21 protein-coding genes are annotated in these 25,951 nt (G+C 38.2%); 13 read left to right on the top strand and 8 right to left on the bottom strand.

Annotated elements, in window-relative coordinates; all coding sequences use genetic code 11:
- Window positions 1-40 precede the first annotated feature (40 nt).
- Together ACS604_RS12210 and ACS604_RS12205 are read right to left on the bottom strand one after the other, a co-directional pair.
- Window positions 41-2,278 carry an NADP-dependent isocitrate dehydrogenase gene (locus tag ACS604_RS12210; protein ID WP_107882857.1) on the bottom strand — a complete coding sequence of 746 codons (2,238 nt, stop codon included), beginning with the start codon at window positions 2,276-2,278 and terminating at the stop codon, window positions 41-43.
- Window positions 2,279-2,676: 398 nt separating this feature from the next.
- Window positions 2,677-4,380: a M61 family metallopeptidase gene (locus ACS604_RS12205; RefSeq protein WP_474771872.1), complete on the bottom strand. Its 1,704-nt coding sequence runs from the start codon at window positions 4,378-4,380 to the stop codon at window positions 2,677-2,679.
- A 171-nt stretch (window positions 4,381-4,551) separates the two neighbouring features.
- Here ACS604_RS12205 and ACS604_RS12200 point away from each other — a divergent pair, with 171 nt between their 5' ends.
- The 9 genes from ACS604_RS12200 to ACS604_RS12160 all read left to right on the top strand — a co-directional run bounded on the left by ACS604_RS12200 (window position 4,552) and on the right by ACS604_RS12160 (window position 15,251).
- Complete coding sequence (locus ACS604_RS12200; RefSeq protein WP_111854451.1) at window positions 4,552-5,871, top strand: D-alanyl-D-alanine carboxypeptidase PBP6B; 1,320 nt, start codon at window positions 4,552-4,554, stop codon at window positions 5,869-5,871.
- Window positions 5,872-5,969: 98 nt separating this feature from the next.
- Window positions 5,970-7,256 (top strand): NAD(P)/FAD-dependent oxidoreductase, encoded by a 1,287-nt coding sequence (locus ACS604_RS12195; protein WP_238611838.1) that lies wholly within the window; start codon window positions 5,970-5,972, stop codon window positions 7,254-7,256.
- A 135-nt stretch (window positions 7,257-7,391) separates the two neighbouring features.
- Window positions 7,392-7,874 carry a peptidylprolyl isomerase gene (gene slyD, locus ACS604_RS12190; RefSeq protein ID WP_005307390.1) on the top strand — a complete coding sequence of 161 codons (483 nt, stop codon included), beginning with the start codon at window positions 7,392-7,394 and terminating at the stop codon, window positions 7,872-7,874.
- Between the two features lie 118 nt (window positions 7,875-7,992).
- Entirely contained in the window at window positions 7,993-9,435 is a 1,443-nt protein-coding gene (locus tag ACS604_RS12185) for a cryptochrome/photolyase family protein (RefSeq protein WP_474771871.1), read from the top strand.
- Window positions 9,436-9,631: 196 nt separating this feature from the next.
- Window positions 9,632-10,375 carry a hypothetical protein gene (locus ACS604_RS12180; protein WP_004790776.1) on the top strand — a complete coding sequence of 248 codons (744 nt, stop codon included), beginning with the start codon at window positions 9,632-9,634 and terminating at the stop codon, window positions 10,373-10,375.
- Window positions 10,375-11,271 (top strand): hypothetical protein, encoded by an 897-nt coding sequence (locus ACS604_RS12175; RefSeq protein ID WP_474771870.1) that lies wholly within the window; start codon window positions 10,375-10,377, stop codon window positions 11,269-11,271. The genes ACS604_RS12180 and ACS604_RS12175 overlap by 1 nt, the downstream gene beginning before the upstream one ends.
- Complete coding sequence (locus ACS604_RS12170) at window positions 11,258-12,508, top strand: glycosyltransferase family 2 protein (protein WP_005307402.1); 1,251 nt, start codon at window positions 11,258-11,260, stop codon at window positions 12,506-12,508. The genes ACS604_RS12175 and ACS604_RS12170 overlap by 14 nt, the downstream gene beginning before the upstream one ends.
- Window positions 12,509-14,353 carry a hypothetical protein gene (locus tag ACS604_RS12165; RefSeq protein ID WP_474771869.1) on the top strand — a complete coding sequence of 615 codons (1,845 nt, stop codon included), beginning with the start codon at window positions 12,509-12,511 and terminating at the stop codon, window positions 14,351-14,353.
- A complete protein-coding gene (locus tag ACS604_RS12160; RefSeq protein WP_174759435.1) occupies window positions 14,331-15,251 on the top strand; it encodes an alpha-amylase family protein in 921 nt (306 codons plus the stop codon). Before ACS604_RS12165 ends, ACS604_RS12160 begins: the two co-directional genes overlap by 23 nt.
- Here the strand turns inward: ACS604_RS12160 and wecB are convergent.
- Entirely contained in the window at window positions 15,236-16,378 is a 1,143-nt protein-coding gene (wecB, locus tag ACS604_RS12155; protein ID WP_474771868.1) for a non-hydrolyzing UDP-N-acetylglucosamine 2-epimerase, read from the bottom strand. The two genes, ACS604_RS12160 and wecB, sit on opposite strands and share 16 nt — an antisense overlap.
- Before the next feature lies 1 nt (window position 16,379).
- The gene (locus tag ACS604_RS12150; RefSeq protein ID WP_474771867.1) at window positions 16,380-17,600 is read right to left on the bottom strand and encodes a tetratricopeptide repeat protein; all 1,221 of its coding nucleotides are present in this window, start codon (window positions 17,598-17,600) and stop codon (window positions 16,380-16,382) included.
- A gap of 251 nt (window positions 17,601-17,851) precedes the next feature.
- Between ACS604_RS12150 and ACS604_RS12145 the strand changes: the two genes are divergently transcribed.
- On the top strand, window positions 17,852-18,553 hold the full coding sequence (locus ACS604_RS12145; RefSeq protein WP_004790769.1) for a VIT1/CCC1 transporter family protein: 702 nt from the start codon (window positions 17,852-17,854) through the stop codon (window positions 18,551-18,553).
- 117 nt (window positions 18,554-18,670) lie between these two features.
- Complete coding sequence (locus ACS604_RS12140) at window positions 18,671-19,717, top strand: NAD(P)H-dependent flavin oxidoreductase (RefSeq protein WP_474771866.1); 1,047 nt, start codon at window positions 18,671-18,673, stop codon at window positions 19,715-19,717.
- A 38-nt stretch (window positions 19,718-19,755) separates the two neighbouring features.
- Here the strand turns inward: ACS604_RS12140 and dusB are convergent, their stop codons facing one another.
- On the bottom strand, window positions 19,756-20,781 hold the full coding sequence (dusB, locus tag ACS604_RS12135; RefSeq protein ID WP_312821074.1) for a tRNA dihydrouridine synthase DusB: 1,026 nt from the start codon (window positions 20,779-20,781) through the stop codon (window positions 19,756-19,758).
- Window positions 20,782-20,864: 83 nt separating this feature from the next.
- Between dusB and ACS604_RS12130 the strand changes: the two genes are divergently transcribed.
- Window positions 20,865-22,073, top strand: coding sequence for a DUF1615 domain-containing protein (locus tag ACS604_RS12130; RefSeq protein WP_192835355.1), 1,209 nt, complete (start codon window positions 20,865-20,867; stop codon window positions 22,071-22,073).
- A complete protein-coding gene (locus tag ACS604_RS12125; protein ID WP_111854459.1) occupies window positions 22,040-22,696 on the top strand; it encodes an HAD-IB family hydrolase in 657 nt (218 codons plus the stop codon). The genes ACS604_RS12130 and ACS604_RS12125 overlap by 34 nt, the downstream gene beginning before the upstream one ends.
- Before the next feature lie 28 nt (window positions 22,697-22,724).
- Here ACS604_RS12125 and proB read toward each other — a convergent pair whose 3' ends face one another.
- The 3 genes from proB to ACS604_RS12110 all read right to left on the bottom strand — a co-directional run bounded on the left by proB (window position 22,725) and on the right by ACS604_RS12110 (window position 25,951).
- Complete coding sequence (proB, locus tag ACS604_RS12120) at window positions 22,725-23,858, bottom strand: glutamate 5-kinase (protein WP_151826778.1); 1,134 nt, start codon at window positions 23,856-23,858, stop codon at window positions 22,725-22,727.
- A 15-nt stretch (window positions 23,859-23,873) separates the two neighbouring features.
- Window positions 23,874-25,094, bottom strand: a complete 1,221-nt coding sequence (gene cgtA / locus ACS604_RS12115) for an Obg family GTPase CgtA (protein ID WP_004790763.1) — start codon at window positions 25,092-25,094, stop codon at window positions 23,874-23,876.
- Window positions 25,095-25,276: 182 nt separating this feature from the next.
- Window positions 25,277-25,951, bottom strand: a complete 675-nt coding sequence (locus ACS604_RS12110) for a hypothetical protein (RefSeq protein ID WP_005307432.1) — start codon at window positions 25,949-25,951, stop codon at window positions 25,277-25,279.

The raw sequence follows: 25,951 nt of genomic DNA, 5'->3' as shown, positions 1-25,951 counted from the left end.
TATACACCGGCTTTTGAGCTATTCACTAACGAGTTAGTGATTAAGCACCAACAGTTGCAAGAGCTGCATTAAATGTAGCACTTGGACGCATTACAGCATCTACTTTTGCTTTATCAATTGCATAGTAACCACCGATGTCAGCTGGTTTACCTTGTACTTGAGCAAGTTCAGCAACAATCTTCGGTTCTTCTTCAGCTAAAGTTTTTGCAAGTGTAGCAAATTTAGCTTTTAACTCAGCATCTTCGTTCTGTGCAGCAAGTGCTTCTGCCCAGTAAAGTGACAAGTAGAAATGGCTACCACGGTTGTCAATCTCACCTGTACGGCGTGATGGAGACTTACCATTATCAAGTAACTTGTCAGTCGCTTCATCAAGAGTCTTCGCAAGTAACTTAGCACGAGCATTATTTTCTTTAATGCCCATTTCTTCTAAAGAAGCGGCTAGAGCAAGGAACTCACCAAGCGAATCCCAACGTAAGTGGTTTTCTTCAACAAGCTGTTGTACGTGTTTTGGCGCTGAACCACCCGCACCAGTCTCGTACATACCACCACCCGCCATAAGCGGAACGATAGATAACATTTTCGCAGAAGTACCAAGTTCCATAATTGGGAACAAGTCAGTTAAGTAGTCACGTAAGATGTTACCAGTCACAGAAATAGTATCTAGACCACGTACTACACGCTCAAGTGTGTAACGCATTGCACGAACCTGAGACATAATCTGGATATCAAGGCCAGTCGTGTCATGATCTTTTAAATACGTTTGTACTTTCTTGATCAATTCATTTTCGTGTGGACGGTACGGGTCAAGCCAGAAGATTGCAGGCATGCCTGAGTTACGTGCACGAGTTACTGCAAGTTTTACCCAGTCACGAATCGGAGCATCTTTAACCTGACACATACGCCAGATATCGCCTTCTTCAACATTTTGAGTCAATAACACTTCACCAGTGTCAAGATCGGTAATGTTTGCAATACCAGCTTCTGAAATTTCAAAAGTCTTGTCGTGAGAACCGTATTCTTCAGCTTTTTGAGCCATCAAGCCAACGTTCGGTACAGTACCCATAGTCTTCGGATCGAAGTTACCATGCCACTTACAGAAGTTGATCATTTCTTGGTAAATACGGGCAAATGTTGATTCTGGCATAACAGCTTTAGCATCATATTGCTTACCATCAGCACCCCACATTTTACCACCAGCACGGATCATTGCTGGCATAGAAGCATCAACGATGATGTCGTTTGGTGAGTGGAAGTTTGTGATGCCTTTTGCCGAGTCAACCATTGCAAGTGCAGGACGGTGTTCTTGACAAGCATGTAAATCTTCAATGATTTCTTCACGTAATGAAGTAGGAAGAGTTTCTATTTTCTCGTATAACCCAGCCATACCGTTATTAACGTTAATGCCTAATTCGTCAAATAACTTACCGTGTTTTTCGAAAGCTTCTTTGTAGTAAATTTTCACACAGTGACCGAAAACGATCGGATGTGAAACTTTCATCATTGTCGCTTTTACGTGTAGAGAGAATAAAATTCCCGCTTCTTTACAATCATCAAGTTCTTTTTCATAGAAATCACAAAGTGCTTTCTTGCTCATGAACATTGAGTCAATGATTTCGCCTTCTTGAAGCGCAACTTTTGGCTTAAGAACAATGCTCTTACCACTGGTCGTGATAAGTTCCATTTTCACATTACGTGCGCGATCAAGTGTCATTGATTTTTCACCATGGTAGAAGTCACCTTCTTCCATATGTGAAACGTGAGTTTGTGACCACTGTTTCCACTCGCTCATTGAATGAGGGTGTTTTTTCGCATAGTTTTTAACTGCTGCTGGAGCACGGCGGTCAGAGTTACCTTCACGAAGGACAGGGTTTACTGCTGAACCAAGGCACTTACCATAACGAGCTTTGATTGATTTTTCTTCTTCGGTTGCAGGATTTTCCGGATAATCAGGAATTGCATAACCTTTTGATTGAAGCTCTTTGATACATGCAGTTAATTGCGCAACAGACGCACTAATGTTCGGGAGTTTGATAATGTTAGTATCTGGATCTTGTGTAAGACGACCAAGCTCTGCAAGGTTGTCGGATACCTTTTGCTCTTCACTTAGGTAATCAGCGAATTCTGCGAGCACACGTGCAGCTACAGAGATGTCACTTTTAATAATCTCGATGCCAGCTGGCTTAGTAAAGGTCTCAATGATCGGCAGTAGCGAATAGGTCGCCAATAGTGGCGCCTCGTCAGTCAGTGTGTAAATAATAGTTGACTTTTCACCAGCCATATATAGCCCCTTCCGTTTGATTGAGTGTTGAGGACCGAGCTTTTGGCCCAGTGCCTACGAACCGATATGCTTAAATAAAACCCTGAGAGTATCGGCTCTCATTGCCTTTCAGTCAACGAAATATCCAGTGATAACGACATTTCGCAGCGAAATAATACATAATTCAAATATATAGATAATTTTCTGATATCTAAGTCATTGTAATACGCACATTCAGATCACTTTTCAGGCATTAAACATCATTAAATTACATGAGATATCTTTCAGTGTTCTGACAATTATTATACTTTTCATTCAAAATAAACTCAAAGGCAAAACGGATTTCGCCATCTGGAAGTACTTAAAAGTAAAAACCGATGTGCAAAACATCGGTTTTTTATAAACTATTTAGCTTTAATCTAAGCTTTTAACCATTTTTCAGTTTTAGCTTGATCTTCAACGATGAGTTCAACTTCGGTTAATTCAGATGTAGCGCAATCGACTTCAAAAGAGATTAACTCATCACGACGGAAAGCAAAGACAGTATAAGTTCCGCCCTGCTTTGCATACTTCTCGACAAGCTTAGTGGATGCTTTTAAACCATCAATTGCAATAATCACATCATTAGCAGAAATACCTGCTTTCGCTGCTGCACTATCACGGCGGGCACTTTGCACAAGCACACCTTCTGGCTTATCGACAAGTTTTAAACCTAATGGCAAAGATTTGTCAGTTTTAACTCTATAGCTTAAGCCAAATTCAGGAAACAATTGATCAAGCGGTAATTCATCAGTCGTGTTAATCAAATGATTAATTTGTTCAATCCAATTATCACCCGTCAGTTCTTTACATAAATCAAAAATGGTTCTTTCGTTTACTTGCATACCATTGTGAGTATTTTCATATAATCGACGCATTAAAGCATCAAGACTAGAACCACGTAGACGTAAGCCTAAATCTAGGCACAACGCAACTAAAGCACCCTTATTGTAGTAACTCGTACCCGCGTTATTTGAGTTTTCATCTTGACGATAAAATTTAATCCAAGCATCAAAACTTGATTCGGCAACTGTTTGAACAAAACGGCCTGGGTTTTGTAAATAGCGATCAATTTGTGCTTTGAGTAAATCAAGATAAGACTTCTGAGAAATTACGCCACTACGTAATAAAATCAGGTCATCATAATATGAAGTAAAGCCTTCAAATATCCAAAGTAAAGAGGTATAGCCTTCTTGGTGCAAATTATAGTTTGCAAAGTTTTCTGGACGGATGAACTTTACTAACCATGAATGAAAATATTCGTGACTACATAAGCCTAAAAAGCGTTGATAGTCTTTAGAAGGTTCCGTTGGTTCATTCGATTTTGGCAAATCGTCACGCGGTGTAATCAGACTTGTACTATTACAATGTTCTAATCCACCATAACTGTTCCCTGTTGCCATCGTCATAAAGGTATAGTTTTTAAATGGCGCTGAACCGAACATATTTATTTCGGCTGCACAAATCTTTTCAATGTCAGCTTTTAAGCGATCAACATTGGCATTATGTGGGCCAGAAATTACAAACTCATGTTCAATATCATGTGTTTCAAAACTAAAACGTGTTTGATCAGCCAATTCAAACGGGCTATCAATCAATTGATCATAATGATCAGCTTTTAAAGTAAAGCGACCTTTGACTAGACTTTTTGAAGCCAAACCTGTCGCTAGCTGAAAATGTTTTAACTCATCTGGCAAGAAAACTTCGACTTCACAAGCAGACTGTTCTTGTCCTTCTAAAGCTAAACATACACATGCTGGATTAATATATAAACGGGTCTGATCGACATATGCACCACGGACAGACAAATCATATGCATAAACATCATATTCAATCGTCATTAACTCATGATCGGTATTAAATAAACGCCAACGATTCTTGCTCGTTTTTTTAATATCCAGCAGACGTCCAGCTTCATCATAAGCTTTAACGGCTTCAATATGTTTTGAGAACTCTCGAATTAGATAACTACCCGGAATCCACGTTGGCAGCCAAAGTTCCTGATTCGGATTGGCTAAAAAACGAATTGTCACGTGAACAAGGTGTTGTTTGTAATCATCGAACTCAATTTGATAATGCAACATAAATTCTTCAATTTAAAAATAAGAACGGCTTCGCATTAGATTATCACTTTTTTGTATCGTCTTGCGTACATGTATTTTTTGGCAACAATTTCCACTAGCCTTCCATTAAAAAAAGGCATAGCATGCTGTGCATCTGTGTCCCGTATTTGCCAGTAAAAGTTAAGGTCATCCGTGAAATTTTTTCTATCTCTTTTTACCCTATTCAGTCTTTTCTGCACCACCCTAACCAATGCTGCGCTACTCAATATTGCACCTGAAAGTGTCGAAGCCGCTGCATGGACTATTGTAGATACTCAATCGGGTCAAATCATTGCCGAGCATAATAGCCACGTGCAACGCGCACCAGCATCTTTAACCAAAATGATGGTTGCCTATATTGCTTTAAAAGAGATTAAAGCCGGAAAGCTGAAAAAAGAAGAAATTATTACTGCAACACCAGTGGTTGGTGTCGTGCAGTGGGACGAATCACAAATGTATCTTAAAGCTGGTGAACAAATTTCTGTTGATCAGTTATTGGCAGGTTTAATTGTTATGTCTGCAAATGATGCAGCCGTGACCTTAGCTGAAAAAATTTCTGGCGATGTTCCTCACTTTGTACAACGTATGAATCAGGAAGCTCAGGCTTTGGGTATGAAAGATACCCATTTTAGTAATCCTCCTGGAATTACGATGCCGGATCATTACACTACGGCACATGATTTAAGTTTATTAGGTCAAGCTGTAATTAAAGAAACGCCTGAATATTTGCATTATTCAAAAATGCCAAGCTTTAGCTACAACCAACGTTTTCACCATGCGACTAACCTTGCTTTGAAATATGACCCATCTGTTGACGGCCTAAAAACTGGCTACACTAAAGCAGCGGGTTATAATTTGGCATTAACGGCTTCACGTCCTTCATTTTCATCAGACTTAGCTCAAAGACGTTTATTGGTTATTGTTTTAGGTACACCGAGTGCGGTAAAACGTGCTGAGATTGCAGATAAATTAATGAATCTTGCCTATACCTATACACGTGATGAAGTTATTATTCCTGAGCAAAAATTAATTGCCGAGCTGCCTGTAGTAAAGTCGACGTTAAAAATGTTTAAGGTAGCGACAAAGCAACCTACGATTGTAACGACTTCTTTATATGCTGACCCAGCACCAATTGACCTAAATAATTTTGATAATATCACTCAGCGCGTTCAAGTACTTGATAGCAACCTGCAACCAAAAGTTATCGCTCCGCTTGAAACGACTCAAACACGTGTAAACATTGAGCTCAATGAAAAACAATTAACTGCGCCGTTAATGAAAGTAATGAGCTTAGCAACAGTATCGATTTATCAAAATAATCAACTGATCCGTAGTCTTCAAATCGAAGATAACGTACATATTGAAGAAGCTAATATTTTCCAAAAAATTGCAATGTGGTTTTCTAGCCTCTTCTCTATTTTTTCATCAAGTGAACATAGTGCTGCAAAACTCTACCCTGTAGATTCGCACTAAAAACATCAAATTGTGCACAGATGCACAATAAATTTTATAAATAAAAGATGGCATAATTCAGCCATCTTTTTTTATAGAAAAATAATTAGGTGAAAAAAATGGCCCAAAATTTACATCATATTGTAATTGTTGGTGGTGGTGCTGGTGGCTTAGAACTGGCAACACAACTCGGTGAAACTTTTGGGAAAAGTCGTAAAGCAAAAATTACATTGGTCGACCAAAACCTCACTCATATTTGGAAACCCCTGCTTCACGAAATTGCTGCTGGATCTTTAAATCCACACGAAGAACAAACTAACTATTTCGCACACTCAGAAAAACATCATTATGAATTTGTGCTAGGAACATTAATTGGAGTCAATAAAGATAAAAAATTAATTGAACTAATGCCCCCTCAAGTGTCTAAGGACCAACAGAATCATCCGCAAGAGCTCAGTTATGACACACTTATTTTAGCGCTTGGCTCAGTATCAAATGACTTTAATACCATGGGTGTGCGTGAAAACTGTCATTTCCTCGACAGCAGAAAACAAGCCGATGTTTTCCAGCAAGATTTACTCCATCTTTATATTGAAGCTCAAAATCAACCTAATCAGCGGACTTTAAATATCGGAATCGTTGGTGCGGGGGCAACAGGTGTAGAGCTTGCAGCCGAGTTAATTGAAACAACTAAAAACTTTTATCGATATGGTTTAAAGAAAATTCACCCCAACCAAGTCAAAATTACACTCATTGAAGCCTCTGAACGCATTTTACCTGCTCTGACGGATAAAACTGCTGAACACAGTGCAGAGCAACTCAGAAAAATGGGCGTTGAAATTTTGACTCAACACCGCGTTGAAAAAATTGATAAGCATTGCATCTACTTTAGTAATGGCAACCAACTCAAAAGTGATATTACCGTTTGGGCAGCAGGCGTAAAAGCACCTAAGGTATTAGAAAGTTTTACAGACTTTAAACGCGATAACATTAACCGTTTAATGGTCTATGCAACGTTGCAAACCTATTCTGATCCAAATGTATTTGCGTTTGGTGATTGTGCTCATTGCCAGCTTGATGCAAGACATCCTCCCCTTGCTCCGCGTGCTCAAGTTGCCAGCCAACAAGCAAGCTTTTTAGTCGATGCTATCGCTGCCCGCTTAAACAATCGTTCACAGCCTATGTTCACGTTTAACGACAAAGGTTCCCTCGTGTCTTTAAGTCGTAATAAAGCCGTTGGAGAATTACTTGGCGATGTAAGTGTGCAAGGTTATATTGCAAAAACCATGTACGTATCTTTGTATCGTTTACATCAAGCAACGATTCATGGATACACTCAAGCTGGACTACTCACAATGAAAGATTTACTTACAAGACGTGTACGTCCAAAAATTAAGCTGTATTAAGTTGAATTTTTTAAGTTCGTCCCTATTTATATAAAAACGCATTAGAAAAAGTGCCAAAGATTAAGATTTTGTAGTCTACAAAATTTATTTTTCACTTTATGATGTACGCTTTAATTGATTGAATGGATCAAAAACATGACTGCTATTGCAAATAACCACGTGGTTTCATTCCACTACAAATTAACAAACGCTGAGGGTGAAACACTTGATCAATCTCAAGGCGAACCACTTGCCTATTTGCACGGTGCAGGCAATATCATTCCTGGTCTTGAAAATGCATTAGAAGGTAAAACTGTTGGTGACAAATTTACTGTTAATGTACCAGCAGCTGAAGGTTATGGCGAATACAACCCAGACCTAGTACAAGAAGTTCCAGCTCAAATGTTCCAAGGTGTTGAAAACATTCAACCTGGTATGCAATTCCAAGCTCAAACAGATGACGGCGTTCAGATCGTAACTGTTAAAGCCGTTGAAGGCGACAACGTTGTTGTAGATGCTAACTTCCCACTTGCTGGTCAAGATTTAACTTTTGAAGTTGAAATCGTAGAAATCCGTGAAGCTTCTGAAGAAGAATTAGATCACGGTCACGTACACGGTGCAGGTGGTCACCACCACTAATTCATCTTTAGATGAAGATAAGAGCAAAGCTTCGGCTTTGCTTTTTTTATGTATTTATTTTTATATAATATCTTGATAATAAACCTCTAACTCACTCAACTTTATAAGGGTATCTTTCATGTCAAACGTAAATCAGCTGATTTGGTTTCGTCAGGATTTGCGAGTTCGAGATCATGCTGCTTTATGGCATGCTTGCCAGCAAGGACCTTCGATTGGGTTAATTATCTTGTCGCCTGAACAATGGAAAATACATCACGATGCACCTATAAAAATTAATTTCTATTTACGTCAGCTTCAACAACTTAAAAAAGAATTAGAACAGCTTAATATTCCACTGATCATTCAAGTCATTCCCTACTGGAAAGATATTGCAGATTATATTTGCGAACTCACAAAACAACTTCATATCGAAAATGTTTACTCCAATATAGAAGTAGGCGTGAATGAGTTAAAAAGAGATAAAACTGTACAGCAAGCTTTAAATCAACAAGGTAAAGAACTTTTTTTATTTCATGACCGTACGATTTTTCCTTTACGTTCTATTCGCAATCAGTCACAGCAACCATATCAAGTTTTCGGTGCATTCAAAAAAGCATGTTATTCAAAACTAGATATCAGCGGTTTGCCTCAGTGCTATCCAATTCCTGAAAAGCAAAAAGCCAAACCAGAGCCCGATTCAAATATAAAAAGTTTAAGTCTCGAAGATGTAGAAAATTTTTTTGACTCATCTATTTCTAAAGACCAACAAAACTTGTGGCCGACTGGAGAAGATTTTGCTCTGGAGCAACTCGACTTATTTATTGAAGATCATTTATCTAATTATAAATTAGAACGTGACTTTCCAAATGTAAAAGCAACTAGCCAACTTTCCCCCTATTTAAATCTTGGAATTTTATCTATCCGCCAGTGCCTACAAGCTCTTTTCAGGGCTGAACATGGCAACTTCCATCTGACAAACGAAGGTCAGCAGACTTGGTTAGATGAACTGCTTTGGAGAGAATTTTATCAGCATATTTTATTTGATTTTCCACATGTTTCTAAACACATTCCGTTTAAAAAAGATACTCAGAAAATTAAGTGGAATCATAATCCAGAGCACCTAACCGCATGGCAAACCGGCCAAACAGGTATACCGATTATTGATGCGGGCATGCGTCAGCTTCAAAAAACAGGATGGATGCATAATCGAGTCCGCATGATTACCGCTATGTTTTTATGTAAAAACCTACTCATCGATTGGCGAATAGGTGAACAATGGTTTATGGAACACTTAATCGATGGTGATTTAGCAGCAAATAATGGTGGGTGGCAATGGTGTGCATCAACTGGAACTGATGCTGTACCCTATTTCCGAATTTTTAATCCTATTGCTCAATCTAAGAAATTTGATCCAAACGGAGACTATATTCGTCAATGGGTAAATGAGTTAGCTCATCTAGACAATAAAATGATTCATGAACCCTACTCAAGTAAAACTCCGCTTCAGTTGAATTATCCAAAGCCAATTGTTGATTTGAAAGAAACTCGTATTAAGGCAATTGAAACTTTCAAGAGCATTTAGATAAGAATTACGTCTTATCTGTTTATTTTTTATTAAAAAAATACGAGAAATTTGACTATATTGTGACTTTACTCTAAAAATAATACTAAAGGGATTTATAAAAGGACAAACACAACAATAAATTAAATTCAAAAATCATCACAGTTCATTATAAAAGTATAAAAATTAACATTACAAAAAGGTAGCCAGAGCTCGCATGCAACAAAAGAACCCAGGAAGAACACTCGTCTTATGGATTATCGCAGCTCATCTATTTATGGGGATGGTGGCATATGAGTGGCTGCCTGTAAGCTTTAGAGGAAGCTGGATTTTTATTCTTATTCTTTTAATTTCTGGTGCTTTTTTAGAAGTCGGTGCATCTTTAATTGTAGGTTTAATCGCTTTCGTAGGCGTTGCAGTATATTTTCTGCTTGATCTAGGCGCGCAAACACATATTGAACGTCAACTCCTTTTACTTTTTATTATCCCTCTCATTCCTCTTTTTCTGAGTGCTGTACGCCACAATATTGAAATTAACGTCCAAAAATATCGTGATATACAAAGTTATGATCGAAATTATCGCCGTGATATTTTCCCACTTAGCGCACTTAAGTATTTTCAGCGTAGTTTCTTTAAACTTCTTGATCACCACCACATACAAGATTATGAAGTCTTTGAAATCAGGATTCTCAACCGAAGCTTAATTAAAGAAATGTTAGGTGATGATGTATGGAAAACTACTCAAAATGAAATGATTAAAATTTTGAGCCAGCATCATCCGCAAGAAATTGTTTTCCAGTTCGCTGATGATGATCTAGAAACGATATACAGTATTGTTATTCGTAAACAAAAAACAGAAGAAGAACCTGAATTTATTAAAAAGTTAAAAGAAATTATGACTTTGCGGCTTGAAGTCGAATATAAAGTTATCCAGATTCCACCTGAAGAGGAGGTTACTTAATGTCTAATCTTCTTAATATTTGTGGAATTATTATAGCCTCTAGTCAATATCCAGATGGCACTTTGCAACAGTTCTATCGTCAATATTATCATTGCGAGATTAAATCTGAACAAACAAAAACTGAAGTTCAGAGTATGGATGATCTTTCCATGTTTTTCCCATCACAGGACACATGGTGGCCTATTTTTACAATTGACCAAATCAGTTCAGATAGTTTTCAAGGTCTTATTCATAAAGGAATAAAGCCAGGCATCATATTACCAGATGAAGTTTTTAGCTTTTCTCACTATTTCTTATTAAAAGAAGCAGTGAGTCAAGGTGCTATTCCTATTGCTCTTTTTAAATCTGAACAACCCCAATATTTTGCAGCCAAAGCTACATTTTCAACTGCAATTGGCTTACGACCTATGGCTGCTTTTGTTTCAACAGGTTGGGATGAAAATTTAATTTCCCAGACCGCTGGCAGCTATATTGTTCAGTTTAATCCAAAGCAACTTCCGCTACCCTCTAGAGAGATTAAACAAAAGCAGCACTTATTTTATTCAGCTAAAAATTTTAATGGCCATGTTTCGGGTTATGAAATTATTATTAATCCTCCTGCTGATCTTCCGACCACAAATATTCGATACCCTCAACTCGGCATTTCATGGAAATTTAATAATATTAAATACATAAGTACCCCCGAACATATAAATACCAGTTTTATTGGATATATTTTTATTGGTTTAAGCACAGTCGTAGTTCCACTCGATCTTATTTTAACCACAACCTATCCTGACCTTCTTGGTACTTTCGGCAGCTATATTTCTTGGATCTCCTTGGTCATCGGGGTGATTTTATTGTTATTGCTGATCTCATCTATTATTAGGAGGGTTAAATCAAATGGCTCCCATTGATATTCTCTTCCTATTTGGTTTTCTAGGCATTTGGATTCCTCAAGCATTTTGGGCATGGCTAAGTTATCAGGCTTGGAAATACTCAAAAACAGCAGAAAAAGAATTGCAGAACTTACCCGTGCCCGATAGATGGCCTGTTTTGAGTGTTTTGATTCCTGCCTATAATGAAGGCGTAGTGATTGAAGATACTTTACATGCAATCGCGCAACAGGATTATCCAGCCGAAGCATATGAAGTTTTGCTCATTAATGACGGTTCTAAAGATAACACCCTAGAAATCGCCGAAAATCTAGCGCAGATTTATCCTTGTATAAAAATTGTCAATGTTCCTAAAGGGATGGGAGGCAAAGGTAAATCTAGAACACTAAATAATGGCCTACCCCATGCTAAGGGTGAACTCATTGTTGTTTATGATGCAGATAGTACACCTGAACCCGATTGTGTACGTTTATTAGCTCAAACACTACTTGCGGATAAAAAATTAGTGGCTGTAAATGGCAAAGTAAGAACCCGTAATTGGCAAGATAGTATTTTGACTCGATTTATTGCCATTGAGTTCATCTTTTTCCAATGGATTTTCCAAGGCGGACGTTGGCAACGTTTTGAGCTATCAACATTAATGGGTACCAACTATGTCATTTGGCGTGATGCTTTAGAAACCTTGGGTGGTTTTGATGAGAAGTCATTGGTCGATGACACTGAAATGAGCTTCCGGATTTTTATCGGTCAAAAACGAATTAAATGGGTTCCCTATGCAATTGGTTGGCAACAAGACCCACCATCTTTAAGTGTGTTTGTTAAACAGCGCTCACGTTGGACTCAAGGTAATTTTTATGTGACTCGTAAATATTTACCAGTAGCGTTAAGAACCCCATTTCCTATTGGAATTGAAATTCTAAATAACATTATGTGCTACATACTTTTCGTACCCGCTTTATTCTGGAGTCATATCACCTTGACGCTTGGGTTACTGGGTATCGCAGGCATTTCAGTTCCAGGCCCCTTCACATTACTGTGGGGCCTCTCGTTTTGTCTATATGTCGCACAAATGTGGTTTACCCTTTCTCTCGAAAAAGTTAAACCAGAACTCTATTTTTACTCTGTTTTATCTTATGTAAGTTACTCACAAATATTTCTATTTATTGTTTTTAAAGCCGCATATGACATGCTTAAAAATAAAATACAGGGCAACTCCCTTCAATGGTACAAAACGGAACGTAGCAAGGAGAAAAAATAAATGAAAAAGACTTTTGATCTCTATAAAACAGCTCAAGTGCTCCTTGCCAGCACCAGTCTTATGCTCGCCATGTCTGCTCATGCGTACATATGGAAACTCGATGATATTAGCACTTCAACTAAATATACGGTCGAGCCTCATTTTTTCTATATTGGAAAAGGTGCCCAGTGGCAAAACATTCAATTTTCAAGTGATTATTCCACTGAAAGTGATACAACTTTACTCGTAAAATATGATGATAAACTCATTTATAACACTACACTGAGTGGGGACGGTCAATTCAAATTTGATATTCCTCCAAGTCAAAGTGGCTTCCACCGTTTAGATTTTATTATTCAGCAATATTCTAAGCCTACCAATCTTAATCAAACAAAAGAAACCTTCTGTTCAGAAGATATTGATCATTTAACTTACTTCAGTAATTCTCAAATCGACTTTACTTCAATCAGAAATAATTATCAGCTTAACTACTTACCTGATGCATTATTTAACCCACAAACAAGACGACCTACCCCATTTGTTGGCATCTTAAAATATAATCGCAAAGAAATTATAGAAGCTTCTATGCTCGCTAGATTAGCAAGTTCATGGACTTCAATCACGCCGATAGAATGGGTTGATTCAGGACAAATTAATTTAAATGATGAAACAAATTTTATTATTGAAGTGATTCACTCAGCTACACCACTCAAAGGAGGTGCTTTAGTACAGATTGCAAAACCAGCAGATGGAGTAGCCACTCTTTCAATTACTTATCATACCCCACAAGAACTCTCGGCTGCTGTAAATGGATTAATTAACCCCTCTTATGTACAGCAGCTTGATACTGGGAGTGCAATTTTTCCCACAACGATCTCCAATCCCGCTTGGGCACAATTTAAAAAAATTAATACACTTGCCGATTTAGGCATTGAAGACTTCAGATTAAACCACGCTGAAAAGAACTTATTTCTTGATTTCCCAGCAGTGTGGCAACCAACCGATATCTTGCAAGGACAAATTGCACTTCGCATTCAAAGTGGTTTATTGCAAGGTTCAAATATTACGGCTTGGATTGATGGCGGACTTGCAGGCAGCATGAAAACAGCTGACCTTGCTTCCGATCCCGTAAACCGACAATTCAACATTTTTGCAAAAGCTATTTCTAATACGACCAATTTTAATTTAAAGCTTGAAAACTCGGTGATTGCTAACTCTCAGTGTTTACCCAATGCCCATGGCTCACTCTGGATTGATACAGCCAAATCGACTTTAAAACTGCCGCATAAACTCAAAAATGGCGTAGCGGCAATTTCAATGACTTTAGCAACAACCCCAACCATTGCAATTGATGATCAATCGGGTGCTCTAAATATCGCGATTGTATTAGGCCAAACTGCGAAAAAAATGCTTTTAACACAAGGACCAATGCCACTTAACCTAGTCCGGTATTCACCAAGTGCACCACAATCAGTAAATGTTCGTGTGAATAAAGATATTTATCAGCAACAGGTATTAATGCATCAAGATATTATTTATGCGCCTGCTGCTGTTAATGGTTTTATTGTGAGTTATAACAATAATCGCTTTGACGTGATTACCGACTCAGAAGGTGGTGCACAAAGCTTTATGCATCTTTGGGAAAAAATCCAACATAAAATTCCAAATAACGTGACAAAAATGTTAGTTTCAGAAAATGGAAATATTTATGTTTTACAAAAACTTATTGTCGGAAATCAAAAAGCGCCTTTAGTCCAACAATCTTCTTTCTTCTTATTAGTTGTGATTATCTCTGCAATCATGATAATAATTATCTTCTTGTGGTACTGGTTAAGACGAAATAATGAAAAAACAGATACCAATTAAAATAGCTGCTTTTATCATTTTAATTATTTGTAGTGTCATAGCTTATGCGGGGTTGTTCAAACATCAAGGACAAGCCCCGCATATTGAAGGAATTTTCTGGCAGCCCGACAATAACACTACTCCACCAGAGGGAAACTGGCACTATTTGGGTGTTAACACCTTTGTTCCCCAATGGTCTGTTGTTGAGTCTAAATCATGGTGGAAAGAATCAAACTTTCCTCAATGGGAAAAAGCAATTAATTTAGAAAAAATTAAACAAGAGCCTTGGGCTAAAAATCTAATATTGGGTTTAGCCGGCGAATATAATGAACCTAAAGCTCGGGCAAATGTTACTGAGTTAGGGGAAAAATCTGCCCAAATTATAAAAGAGCAAAAAACTGCACCTAAAGGTTATTATTTTCCGGTAGAAGCAGATCCGACTTGGTTAAGAGTAAGTGCTTTAGGTCAGGTTTTAAGTAAACTTCCAGTACCAGTTTGGGTCAGTATTTATAGTGGTGAACGCGAACCCGAACATTATGATTTATGGGTTAAAAGCTGGTTACCAGAACATAACGGCGTTTTCTTCCAAGACGGCGTTGGCGTAGGTGTACGGTCTCCTCAGCAAGCCAAACATATTTTAGATCAACTTGAACAAAAGCTTGGAAAAGATAAAGTAATTATAGTACTAGAAGCCTTTAGAGTTAAAAAAAATGGGCAATTTAGAGCTGCATATCCTTGGGAAATTATTTCTCAGCTAAAAGCATATGAAGGAAAAACTGTCTATATTTTTGATGGTCCTCATTACATGAGCCGCTGGTGCGTCAATATTGTGAGCTTGTGGTATCGACTCACTTATGGTGGTGTTAATAAAGCCATAAGTGAGAAGAAATTCTTAACTCATAATTATACCAATTCATAAGATTTAGCAATTTGATTAAGAATACGTTGAGCTGCTTGCCCGTCACCAAATGGGTTTTCTACGTGCGCCATTTTTTCATAGTGCTGTTGGTCAGTAAGTAGCTTTTCAGCTTCTTCAATAATTTTTTGTTGGTTTGTACCCACTAAAACACCTGCCCCAACTTCAACAACTTCAGGCCGCTCTGTAGTATCTCGTAAGATTAAAACTGGCTTATTAAAAGATGGACTCTCTTCTTGTAAGCCACCTGAGTCCGTCAAAATAAAAGTAGATCGGTCTATGACTGCCAATAAACTAGGATAGTCTAATGGTTTAACAAGATGGATCTGCGAATGATTTTTAAACTTATCATGAACCACATCATGTACGGCTGGGTTTAAATGGACTGGCCAAATAAAATGTAAATCAGGATGGTCTTTGGCTAAATGCTCAACCGCATTGCAAATATTTTGAATTCCACCACCAAAGTTTTCACGACGATGCGCAGTAATAAGCACAACTTTGTCATCTTGCTTTAATTGAATTCCATAAGGTTCAAGCTGGTTCTTCAAATCAGATTTTTCAGAAATTAATTTACGTCCTAAATACACCGCATCAACAACGGTATTACCTGTAACTGTAATGAGTTCTAGTGGAATTTGTTCATTGAGTAAATTCCTTTTTGATTGTTCTGTTGGGGCAAAATGCCATTTAGTAATACGTGACACTAACTGACGATTTCCCTCTTCTGGAAAAGGATGATCCAAATCATAAGAACGTAAACCAGCTTCGACATGTGCAACAGGAACTTTCATTGAAAACGCGACTAAACCAGCTGCTAAAACAGTTGTTGTATCTCCCTGAATAACAATTGCATCTCTTTTTTGCCCATCCGTGTATACATTCTCGATTTGGCTCAAACCGTGTATTAGTAGCTGATTTAAACTTTGTCCAGCATTCATAATTTTAAGACGATGGTCAATTTCAACCCCAAAGAAATCTATCGCATCTCTTACCAGTTCGTCATGTTGTCCAGTAAAAATTACCTCAACTTGAAAGCGAGGATCTTGTTTTGCCAATAAAATAACAGGGGCAAGTTTGATTAATTCAGGACGGGTTCCAAATACAATAGATATAAAAACTTTCTTCATTTTAAAAATCCTTATAAAAAACGAGTTCTACTCGAGTATTGTTGTAATGATCTTTCGTATTTACTGGCACATCTTTAAAGTAATTGCCATATAGTCGTTCTATACGTAATTTTATAGGTTGGTAATTAAAAGGCTGCCATGAAATGCCGGGGCCATATTCAAATAAGTTATTGTAATATTCATCTTTACTGTCAGCTAAACCATGCAATTTCATATAAGCCTGTACAGTTCCGTTCTCGCCTTTATAGACATTCAGCCCCGTGCGTAATCTCAAATCACCAATAACGTTATAATCTTCTCTAGAATAAGTCGCTGCATTGCCATATAAATCAGTGAAGTAATCATTAAAGCAAAGTGACTGATTACAACTATTTTGAGAATACCACTCGTGATAACCTGTCACCCCACCGACAACACTCTCACGAAACTTATCTCTATTTCGATCAATCAGATCGTAGCTTCCCCCCACTTCTAAATACATGCGCACAGGTATAGATGTCCAAGGTTGGTAATTAGCGCCCACACCTAAAGTTACTGCATTTTCATCAATAATTTCAGGTCGTACCCCGCCCTGAGATTGGGTATCGCGGTTTAGGTTTAAAAAGCCATACACCTGTGCTCGACCATTATCAAGATTCTTACCATAACGGGCTTTCAGAGGAAAAATCACATCGTCGTAACGTGACTCATATGAAGGCGCAAAATACACATCACGGAAATAAGTTTTGACTTCCCCTCCACTTAAATTCTTTACAGCCTGTGTCGCTTTATTGGCAATATCCTCATCTTTAGATTGCGTAAGTTCCTTAAAAACCACCAAAGCTTCTTTATTATTTTTTTGAGAGTTAAGCAGATAGGCTTCTTGGAGTTTTAAATTATCGTCTGCTGGGTCTAATACCTCTGCTTTTCTTAAACTTTGCAAAGCGGCTTCTTGCTTGCCTATTCTAATCTGCAAATAAGTTAAACTTTTCCATACTTTAATATCTTGAGGTGTCATTTCGCCGAGTTCTAATAATAACTTCTCGGCATTTTCCGGTTGAGTCTTCTCAATTTTATAAAATTGGTCCCATTTATCATAAATCGGATTACCCGGTTTATATTCAGAATTTATTTGATCTTGTGCAAAAGCCGAGCTTATGTTTAGCACGCCTACACAAGAAATCACTGCTCCCATAATTAATATTGAATGAGTTATAGAATTTATTGTTTTGCTATTCTTCATTTTCACCTCTACAGTAAATTAGACTTATTAGGGAGGGCAAGTTCTTTGAATGACCAATAATATTATAATTAAAAAGAATAATTTACATCGTTAAATTAGGTTAAGCATTTTTAAAACTAATTATTTAGTCTCCATTTTTATTAATGATCTATTCTTTAGCATCCCTAAATTCCCTATAATGATGACATATTTTTTGATCAATAAATTGTAAAATTTCATAGCATCTATAAAACATTTATAAGGCAAAACACATGGCTTTTCCACATCATACAGAGCATCATGCAATTCACCGTTCAGGTTGGTTAAGAGCTTCAGTATTAGGAGCCAATGATGGGATTATTTCCGTCACTAGCTTAATTATGGGTATGGCAGCAAGTGGAGCCAATTCACACACCCTATTAATTACATGTATTGCCGGACTAATTTCTGGTGCTACATCAATGGCTGCAGGAGAATATATCTCTGTAAAATCTCAAGAAGATATTGAAAAAGCAGATCTAGCGATTGAAGCAAAAGAACTCTCGAAGCACCCTCAAAAAGAATTAGATGAGCTCACCCAAATTTATATTTCTAGAGGCCTGTCTAAAGAATTGGCTCAAGAGGTTGCTTTGCAGTTAACAACCCATGATGCTTTAGGGGCCCATGCTCGAGATGAAATCGGTATCCATGAAAATACCGCAGCTAATCCTGTACAAGCCGCATTATCATCTGCTGCATCATTTTCTTTTGGGGCTTTTTTCCCTATGCTCGCTATATTATTGAGCCCGAATCAATGGATTATGCGTGCAGTCCTAGCTACAGGAATTCTTTCATTAGCGATTTTAGGGGCGCTATCAAGTCATTTTGCAGGTACTTCTAAGCTGAAAGGAAGTTTACGCATTACCTTGTGGGGAATTTTAGCGATGGCTTTTTCAAGCTGGATCGGATCTTTGTTTCATGTTACTCCACTTTAAAAAACCAGAACTTTTAAATATTTAAGAAATAAATATTTAAAAACTAAATGCCCAATATTATTTGCTCTTGGTTCTGATTTCACGTTATGGTGATGAGAAAGAAATGAGGTGAATAAAATGACCCTGTTACAACAACTTGAAATTAAACATCCGATTTTTCTTGCCCCTATGGCGGGTGTATCTACGCCTGAACTTGCCGCAGAAGTTTCTAATCAAGGGGGACTTGGGTCATTAGGGCTCGGAGCAAATACGGCGCAAAGTGCTCGAGAACAGATTTTAAAAACTCAAACACTTACAGAAAAACCATTTCAGGTTAATTTTTTCTGCCATCAACCCGAACAACTTAATCCTCAAACCTCAGCACAATGGATTGAATATTTACGGCCACAGTTTGAAAAGTTCGGAGAACAGCCTCCTCAAAACTTAAACTGTATTTATCCAAGTTTTCTTGATAACGATGATTTTCTAAATGTCGTATTAGATACGAAACCAAAAGCTGTCAGTTTTCATTTTGGTATTCCCCATCCCCATCAAATTCAGGCATTAAAAGATGCCGGAATTGTCACTATGGTTTCTGCTACCAATTTAGTTGAAGCACAAGCCATTGAAGCAGCTGGTATAGATATTATTATTGCTCAAGGGATTGAAGCAGGCGGACACCGTGGAATCTTTAATAAGACTTTTGATGCAGCAATTAAAACGAGTGATTTAGTACATCTTATTGTCAAATATTGCAAACGACCTGTGGTAGCCGCTGGTGGTATTATGAACGGCGCACAAGCACGACATATGTTGAGTTTAGGAGCTACAGCTGTTCAACTCGGAACTGCTTTCGTTCAATGTTTATCTTCAAATGCATCTGTCGAATATCGTAAAGCTTTATTTAATGAGTCTGTGACGCAAATTAGTGCCAGTCTTTCTGGACGTCCGGCCCGTGGATTACTCAACCATTGGCACACACAAATTGATTTACCTAATCGCCCTCCTCAACCCGAATATCCATATACCTATGATTTAGCCAAGCAACTCAATACAATTGCAAGTAAGAATAAAGACTATGGCTTCGGTGCTTTTTGGGCGGGTAGTAATGTCTCACAAATACGTGAATTAGCTGCTGCCGATTTAGTTAATCAGCTAGTGGTAGAAATGCTAGAAGATGAATAAATTTAAAAAAAGCCAGTAAACATTTACTGGCTTTTTCTTTAATGAGTTTCTAGTAAGTTAACCTGCTCAACTTGCACATCACTCATCAAATTGCCTTCAGCTAATAGCTGATTAAAATAGTTTTCGACCACTAATGCTTGTTCAGCAGTACTTTCAACTTTATACATATTTTGGCGGAATTCGTTACTTGAGTGTAATCCTTTTGTGTACCAAGCAATATGTTTACGGGCAATACGACATCCAGAGTATTCGCCATAAAATTGATAAAGTTCTGATAAATGCCCAAGTAGCACATGCTTCACCTCTTCAATATTAGGTGCAGCTAAGTGCTCTCCAGTTTTTAAATAATGAGCAATTTCACGGAAAATCCATGGTCGACCTTGAGCAGCACGACCAATCATGATTGCGTCAGCCCCTGTATAATCGAGCACATATTTTGCTTTTTCAGGACTATCAATATCACCATTCGCAATAAGTGGAATATTGATTAACTCTTTGACATGTTTGATCAAATCATAACGTGCTGTATTTAAATACATGTCTTCACGGGTGCGACCATGTAAAGCCAATGCAGCAATTCCCGCTTCTTCTGCTCTTTTTGCGACTCTTAAAATATTTTCTTGACCATTTAAAAAGCCCAAACGGGTTTTTAATGTCACAGGAACATCAACAGCAGTAACCACTGCATCAAGAATTCGTGCCACTAAATCTTCATCTTGTAATAATGCTGAACCAGCAAGTTTATTACATACTTTTTTGGCTGGACATCCCATATTGATATCAACAATTTGTGCGCCATTTGCCACTTGATAACGTGCAGCTTCTGCTAATTGCTCAGGATCAGAACCTGCAATTTGAGCAGAAATTGGAGCGAGTTCGCCGTCAAAATTTGCACGGTAGAGGCTCTTTTTACTCATCCGCAAAGTCTTATCGGCAGTCATCATTTCACTGACTGCATGGCCTGCGCCAAAATACTTGCAGAGCGTTCTAAATGGACGGTCAGTAACCCCCGCCATAGGAGCAACGATTAAATTATTTGACAGTTGATAGGGACCAATATACATATATATTCATACAATTGATGATCAACATAGTATACTTCATCCGCTTAATCGGCTCATCTTTTTATGCAGGTGCTTTCCTCGCCATGAACAAACCGTTGTCTTCCCGTTTTTTATTAAAATCATTCGGTATGGTTGCCGTGTGCATGAGTTTAGCTGCTTGTGGTGATAAAGCTTGGTGGTCAAATAATGATGAGCCTGAATTAGAAAGCCAGCAAATTAAAAAGTTAATTCCATCGCGTGTGCATGATCGTGAGTCATGGGCTAAAGATATTGACGACATTATGAAAGACTTGGATATTCCTAAAACCAAGAAAAATGTCTGTAGTATTGTGGCTGTAGTAGATCAAGAATCTAACTTTGTTGCCAACCCTCAAGTACCGGGATTAGGCCAAAAAGCAGTTGAAGAAGTTAGCACACGTTTAAATGAAAAGTTTGAAGATAAGCTTGGCAAAACCATTGGTGGAACAATTGCCGGTTATTTTGAAGAAGTGCTAAGAACTCAGCCTTCTCCCGATAACAACTATATGAGTCAAATGCGTAAAGTTAAAACTGAGAAAGACCTCGACTTACTTTACCGAGAAATTTTCGATTTTATGGCTAAGCATTACCATGTGAGTGCATTAACAGGTGCTGCCAAATTAGTTGGGCAAGATATTGGCGAGAAAATGAACCCTATTACCACCTTGGGTTCTATGCAAGTTCATATTAACTATGCGAAAGCCAATAAACGCTCAAGCATGAATACCGCTGCACTTCGTGATGACTTATATACTGAATATGGCGGTTTATATTATGGTATTCATCGTTTAATGGTTTATCCAGCAGACTACGATAAAGCCATTTATCGATTTGCAGACTATAACTCAGGTATGTATTCTAGCCGTAATGCTGCTTTTCAAAGCATGTTAAATGACCTAACAGATACTGAAATCAGTCTTGATGGTGATCTACTTCTTTACACAAAAGATGGTGATCCGCGTCCGACTCAAAGCCAGTCAGAAAAAGAACTGATTACTGTATTTGCAAAAAATAATGTATTGGTTACCCCACGACAAATTCGTGATGATCTTAAATTAGAAAAAGAGAAAAAGTTTGAAAGTACTCAAACCTATATTGCTCTGACGAAACTTTATAAAGCAAAGACAGGTAAAGAACCTATCTATGCAATGATGCCACAAGTGGTCATTTCTGGGCCAAAATTAAGTCGTGACTATAATACCAACTGGTATGCAACCCGCGTAAACGGACGATATGAATCATGTATGCAACGAGCGAAACGCATAAGACTATAAAAAGTCTCGCCCTGTTCGATTTTGATGGAACCTTGTGTAGTAAAGATAGTTTTACAGGTTTCATCTTTTATGCTTTGTCTAAGCGCCATATTGTTAAACAAGGTTTGAAAATCCTGCCATGGATTCAAGCCTACTATCTTAACTTTTATCCAGCTCATGCTATGCGTGCCAAGTTATTTCGCAGCATGTTCAAAAATACCCCTGCAATTGAACTGCAAAGATTAGGTGAAGAATATGCACAAGAGTTAGTCTCTTCGCTTTCACCTGAACTTTTCGCACAGTTACAACATCATCAGTTACGTGGTGATCGAGTGGTACTGGTTTCAGCTTCAATTGATGTTTATCTTGCTCCACTTTGTAAACTACTGAATATCGAATTAATTTGTACTGAAACTCAAATTAAAAACGGCATGATGACAGGTTACTACTCCACCCCAGATTGTAGTAGTGAACAAAAGAAATTAAGAATACATCAGCAATATACGCTCCAGCATTACCATCAAGTTTATGCGTATGGTAATAGCTCAGAAGACCTAGATATGCTCAGTCTCGCGACACACCCCTATATGGTAGGTGAAGACCGTGTGCTACCTATTTTAACGCCAGAAAAAAAGCTCGCATAAAGCGAGCTTTTTTTTATTTAGACATAACTTAATAAATTGCCATATGATCACGATGAATCATTTCAAGTGAACGAGCTTCACCTAACACTTGATAAACCTTATCTGAGGCTAAGCCTTTAATAATTTCAGCAGACCGTGAACTGAAATTCACTCGACCTACTGCAATACGTTTACCTTGTTTATCTACACATTCAACCACATCGCCCCGATCAAAATGTCCTTCAACAGTTTTAACCCCAACTGGAAGCAAACTGCGATGTTTTAATTTAATCGCTTCAACAGCACCATCATCAATTACAAGACGGCCTGCCGTTTGTAAATGAGCAGCGAGCCATTGTTGATGAGCAGTCATACGGTCTTTATCTGTAGTAAACAACGTACCTAGCATTTCACCTGCCATCGCACGTGACAAGACATTGTCACTTTCACCACTCGCAATGAGCGTTGGACAACCCGATTTAGCAGCTAAACGTGCGGCACGAACCTTAGTCACCATACCACCTCTGCCGAGCACACCACCACCGCCAGCCATTTCGAATAAAACATCGTCCATGGCACGAACAGTAGAGAGTAATTTAGCATCGGGATTGTGACGCGGATCTGAATCAAACATACCCTGCTGATCAGTTAAAATGATCAACAATTCTGCATGAACCTGACCTGCAACCATTGCGGCTAAAGTATCGTTATCACCAAAGCGAATCTCGTCGGTAGATACCGTGTCATTTTCATTAATAACCGGAATCACGCGCCAATCAATCAAGTTTTGCAAAGCATCACATGAGTTTAAATAACGACGGCGGTCCGCTAGATCATCATGGGTGAGTAAAACCTGAGCAGTACGAATGCCATGTTCTTCAAGCACACTAGACCAAGTATGAATTAAACCCATCTGCCCAATCGCAGCACAGGCTTGTAGACTGGGTAGATCGGTGGGTCGACTTGCAAGCTTCATACGAACCATACCTTCAGCCACAGCTCCAGAAGACACTAAAATAATTTCGTGTCCGGCATCGTGTAGATCTGCAATCTGTTTCGCCCAATGCGAAATAGCATTCAAATCTAAACCTTGCCCATTGGCTGTGAGTAAAGATGATCCGATTTTAACAACGATTCGTTTACACTCACTGAGCTGACGTTGCCCATCGACCACTTCTATCATGTTTTCCTCGGTTTTTTAGTCACGAACGTAGATGCTTTCTACATCATTGTCGTCTTCATCATCGTCAAAATCATCATCATCGCCCAACATGCCTTCAAGACGTTGTGCTCGACGCATAGCGCGATATGCTTCTTTTGCCGCAATGGTTTGTTCACGTGTTTCAACTTCTAGTTGTTCACGGAAAGCTCTTACTTCTGCTGCATATTCAGGATCTTCAACTTCGCGTTCACGTTGTTGTTCAATCTGATCCATGAGGTAATACACAACGTCTTTTGTACCTTCACTTAATAGACCTGATGTCTTAAAGACAGGCCCAGTCCACTCTAGTTCATCTAGAATATGCTGACACCACTCTTCACGACTTTCTTCAGCAATCTGATCCAGTTTATTTAGTACTAAAACAATTGGAAGTTTAGCCAAAGTAGGAGAAAACTTAGCTAACTCATTCATAATTGCTTTTGCATTATGCGCAGGATCCGAACCGTCAATTGGTTGCACATCAATAATGTGTAAAAGGATACGCGTACGTGCCAAATGTTTAAGGAAACGAATTCCCAAACCAGCCCCTTCCGCTGCACCTTCAATCAAACCAGGAATATCGGCCATTACAAATGAACGATGACGGTCAGCATCTACAACACCCAAGTTTGGAACCATGGTTGTAAATGGATAATCTGCTACTTTTGGTTTTGCAGCACTTACAGCACGAATAAAGGTTGATTTACCAGCATTTGGCATACCCAATAAACCAACATCCGCCAATACTTTTAATTCAAGACGAATTTCACGAAATTCACCTTTGATGCCTGTCGTACATTTACGCGGAGCACGGTTAGTTGATGATTTAAAGTGGGTATTCCCCAAACCACCATCACCACCACCTGCAACCAGAATTCTTTGGCCATCTTCAACCAAATCGCCAATAATATCGCCTGAATCTGTATCAACAATTGTTGTACCAACGGGTACTTTTAAAACCACATCTTCACCACCACGTCCGGTACAGTTAGCGCCTGCACCATTCTTTCCGCGCTCAGCACGGAACTTACGTGTGTAACGGTAATCGACTAGCGTACTTGTATCATCATCAGCTTGAATATAGATACTTCCACCACGTCCGCCATCACCACCATCTGGGCCACCAAATGGTACAAATTTTTCACGGCGAAAACTGGCTACGCCATTGCCACCGTCGCCAGCCTCTACGGTAATGACTGCTTCATCAACAAAGCGCATCTGCCAATCCTCTAAAAACTCTAAAACCGCCTATTCTGCCATATTTTCATAAAATTCTCGAATAGAAAATGGGACAATTCCCATTTATAACGATCTGTTTTTATCTTTAAGTCGTCAAAAGCATTTTAGATTTACAAATACAGGCTTTACTCAAAATAAAATGCAGAATAACTATTCAATTTTTAAGGATGGACATTACGCAGTGGCAAGGTCATTTGCATATCAAGATTTGCTTTTGTTTTTGGAACCGAATTATACATGATCGCATTAAATGAAGAGACATTCCCCATTTCCATAGGATCATTCACTTGTAGACTTGGGTTAAACCGATGTTTAACCGATAAATTTACTGGCTCATCAAATTCAAAATAAACAGGACCATCAAAAACAATTTTAACTGGAATGGTATAGCTACGTTTTAAATTAAAAGGAACATCTAACTTGATGGGAATATCTAGTTTAAGTGGAAATTTTGGTAAAAACTTACTTTGGTAGACGAGGTCTGTCGTAGTTTCAAGAGGCATAACCTGATCAATTTTTAAAGTTGTTGAATAGTCAACACTCACTGTAATTGGTGTCTCTACAGCAAAACTTAAATCTGCCAGATATTTCCCTTTTAAAGGTAATGTCAGTTGGCGGTCTATATCTAATGTTGTATCAAGTTTACCAATAGATTGAACCTGTAAAGTATTACCAACCTGAATCTTTGTTTCTAAAGAGTCAGGCAAACTAATATCGGCATTATGAGCCGAAACGACTAAATTAGCTTGAATATTGAGATATACCCAAAACATAACAGCAGCAAGGATCATCATTAAGAAAAAACTGATCAACATACTCTTGAGTGAACGAAACAT

It is taken from the genome of Acinetobacter sp. Li1LvA2, assembly GCF_056156705.1.
The sequence above is the reverse complement of the archived record's forward strand: the minus strand, read 5'-3'. Positions and strand labels throughout refer to the sequence as shown.

Coding starts and splice junctions, on each gene's coding strand:
- ACS604_RS12210 (WP_107882857.1), bottom strand. CDS start 2,278: ATGGCTGGTGAAAAGTCAACTATTATTTACACACTGACTGACGAGGCG.
- ACS604_RS12205 (WP_474771872.1), bottom strand. CDS start 4,380: ATGTTGCATTATCAAATTGAGTTCGATGATTACAAACAACACCTTGTT.
- ACS604_RS12195 (WP_238611838.1), top strand. CDS start 5,970: ATGGCCCAAAATTTACATCATATTGTAATTGTTGGTGGTGGTGCTGGT.
- slyD (WP_005307390.1), top strand. CDS start 7,392: ATGACTGCTATTGCAAATAACCACGTGGTTTCATTCCACTACAAATTA.
- ACS604_RS12185 (WP_474771871.1), top strand. CDS start 7,993: ATGTCAAACGTAAATCAGCTGATTTGGTTTCGTCAGGATTTGCGAGTT.
- ACS604_RS12180 (WP_004790776.1), top strand. CDS start 9,632: ATGCAACAAAAGAACCCAGGAAGAACACTCGTCTTATGGATTATCGCA.
- ACS604_RS12175 (WP_474771870.1), top strand. CDS start 10,375: ATGTCTAATCTTCTTAATATTTGTGGAATTATTATAGCCTCTAGTCAA.
- ACS604_RS12170 (WP_005307402.1), top strand. CDS start 11,258: ATGGCTCCCATTGATATTCTCTTCCTATTTGGTTTTCTAGGCATTTGG.
- ACS604_RS12165 (WP_474771869.1), top strand. CDS start 12,509: ATGAAAAAGACTTTTGATCTCTATAAAACAGCTCAAGTGCTCCTTGCC.
- ACS604_RS12160 (WP_174759435.1), top strand. CDS start 14,331: ATGAAAAAACAGATACCAATTAAAATAGCTGCTTTTATCATTTTAATT.
- wecB (WP_474771868.1), bottom strand. CDS start 16,378: ATGAAGAAAGTTTTTATATCTATTGTATTTGGAACCCGTCCTGAATTA.
- ACS604_RS12150 (WP_474771867.1), bottom strand. CDS start 17,600: ATGAAGAATAGCAAAACAATAAATTCTATAACTCATTCAATATTAATT.
- ACS604_RS12145 (WP_004790769.1), top strand. CDS start 17,852: ATGGCTTTTCCACATCATACAGAGCATCATGCAATTCACCGTTCAGGT.
- ACS604_RS12140 (WP_474771866.1), top strand. CDS start 18,671: ATGACCCTGTTACAACAACTTGAAATTAAACATCCGATTTTTCTTGCC.
- dusB (WP_312821074.1), bottom strand. CDS start 20,781: ATGTATATTGGTCCCTATCAACTGTCAAATAATTTAATCGTTGCTCCT.
- ACS604_RS12130 (WP_192835355.1), top strand. CDS start 20,865: ATGAACAAACCGTTGTCTTCCCGTTTTTTATTAAAATCATTCGGTATG.
- ACS604_RS12125 (WP_111854459.1), top strand. CDS start 22,040: ATGTATGCAACGAGCGAAACGCATAAGACTATAAAAAGTCTCGCCCTG.
- proB (WP_151826778.1), bottom strand. CDS start 23,858: ATGATAGAAGTGGTCGATGGGCAACGTCAGCTCAGTGAGTGTAAACGA.
- cgtA (WP_004790763.1), bottom strand. CDS start 25,094: ATGCGCTTTGTTGATGAAGCAGTCATTACCGTAGAGGCTGGCGACGGT.
- ACS604_RS12110 (WP_005307432.1), bottom strand. CDS start 25,951: ATGTTTCGTTCACTCAAGAGTATGTTGATCAGTTTTTTCTTAATGATG.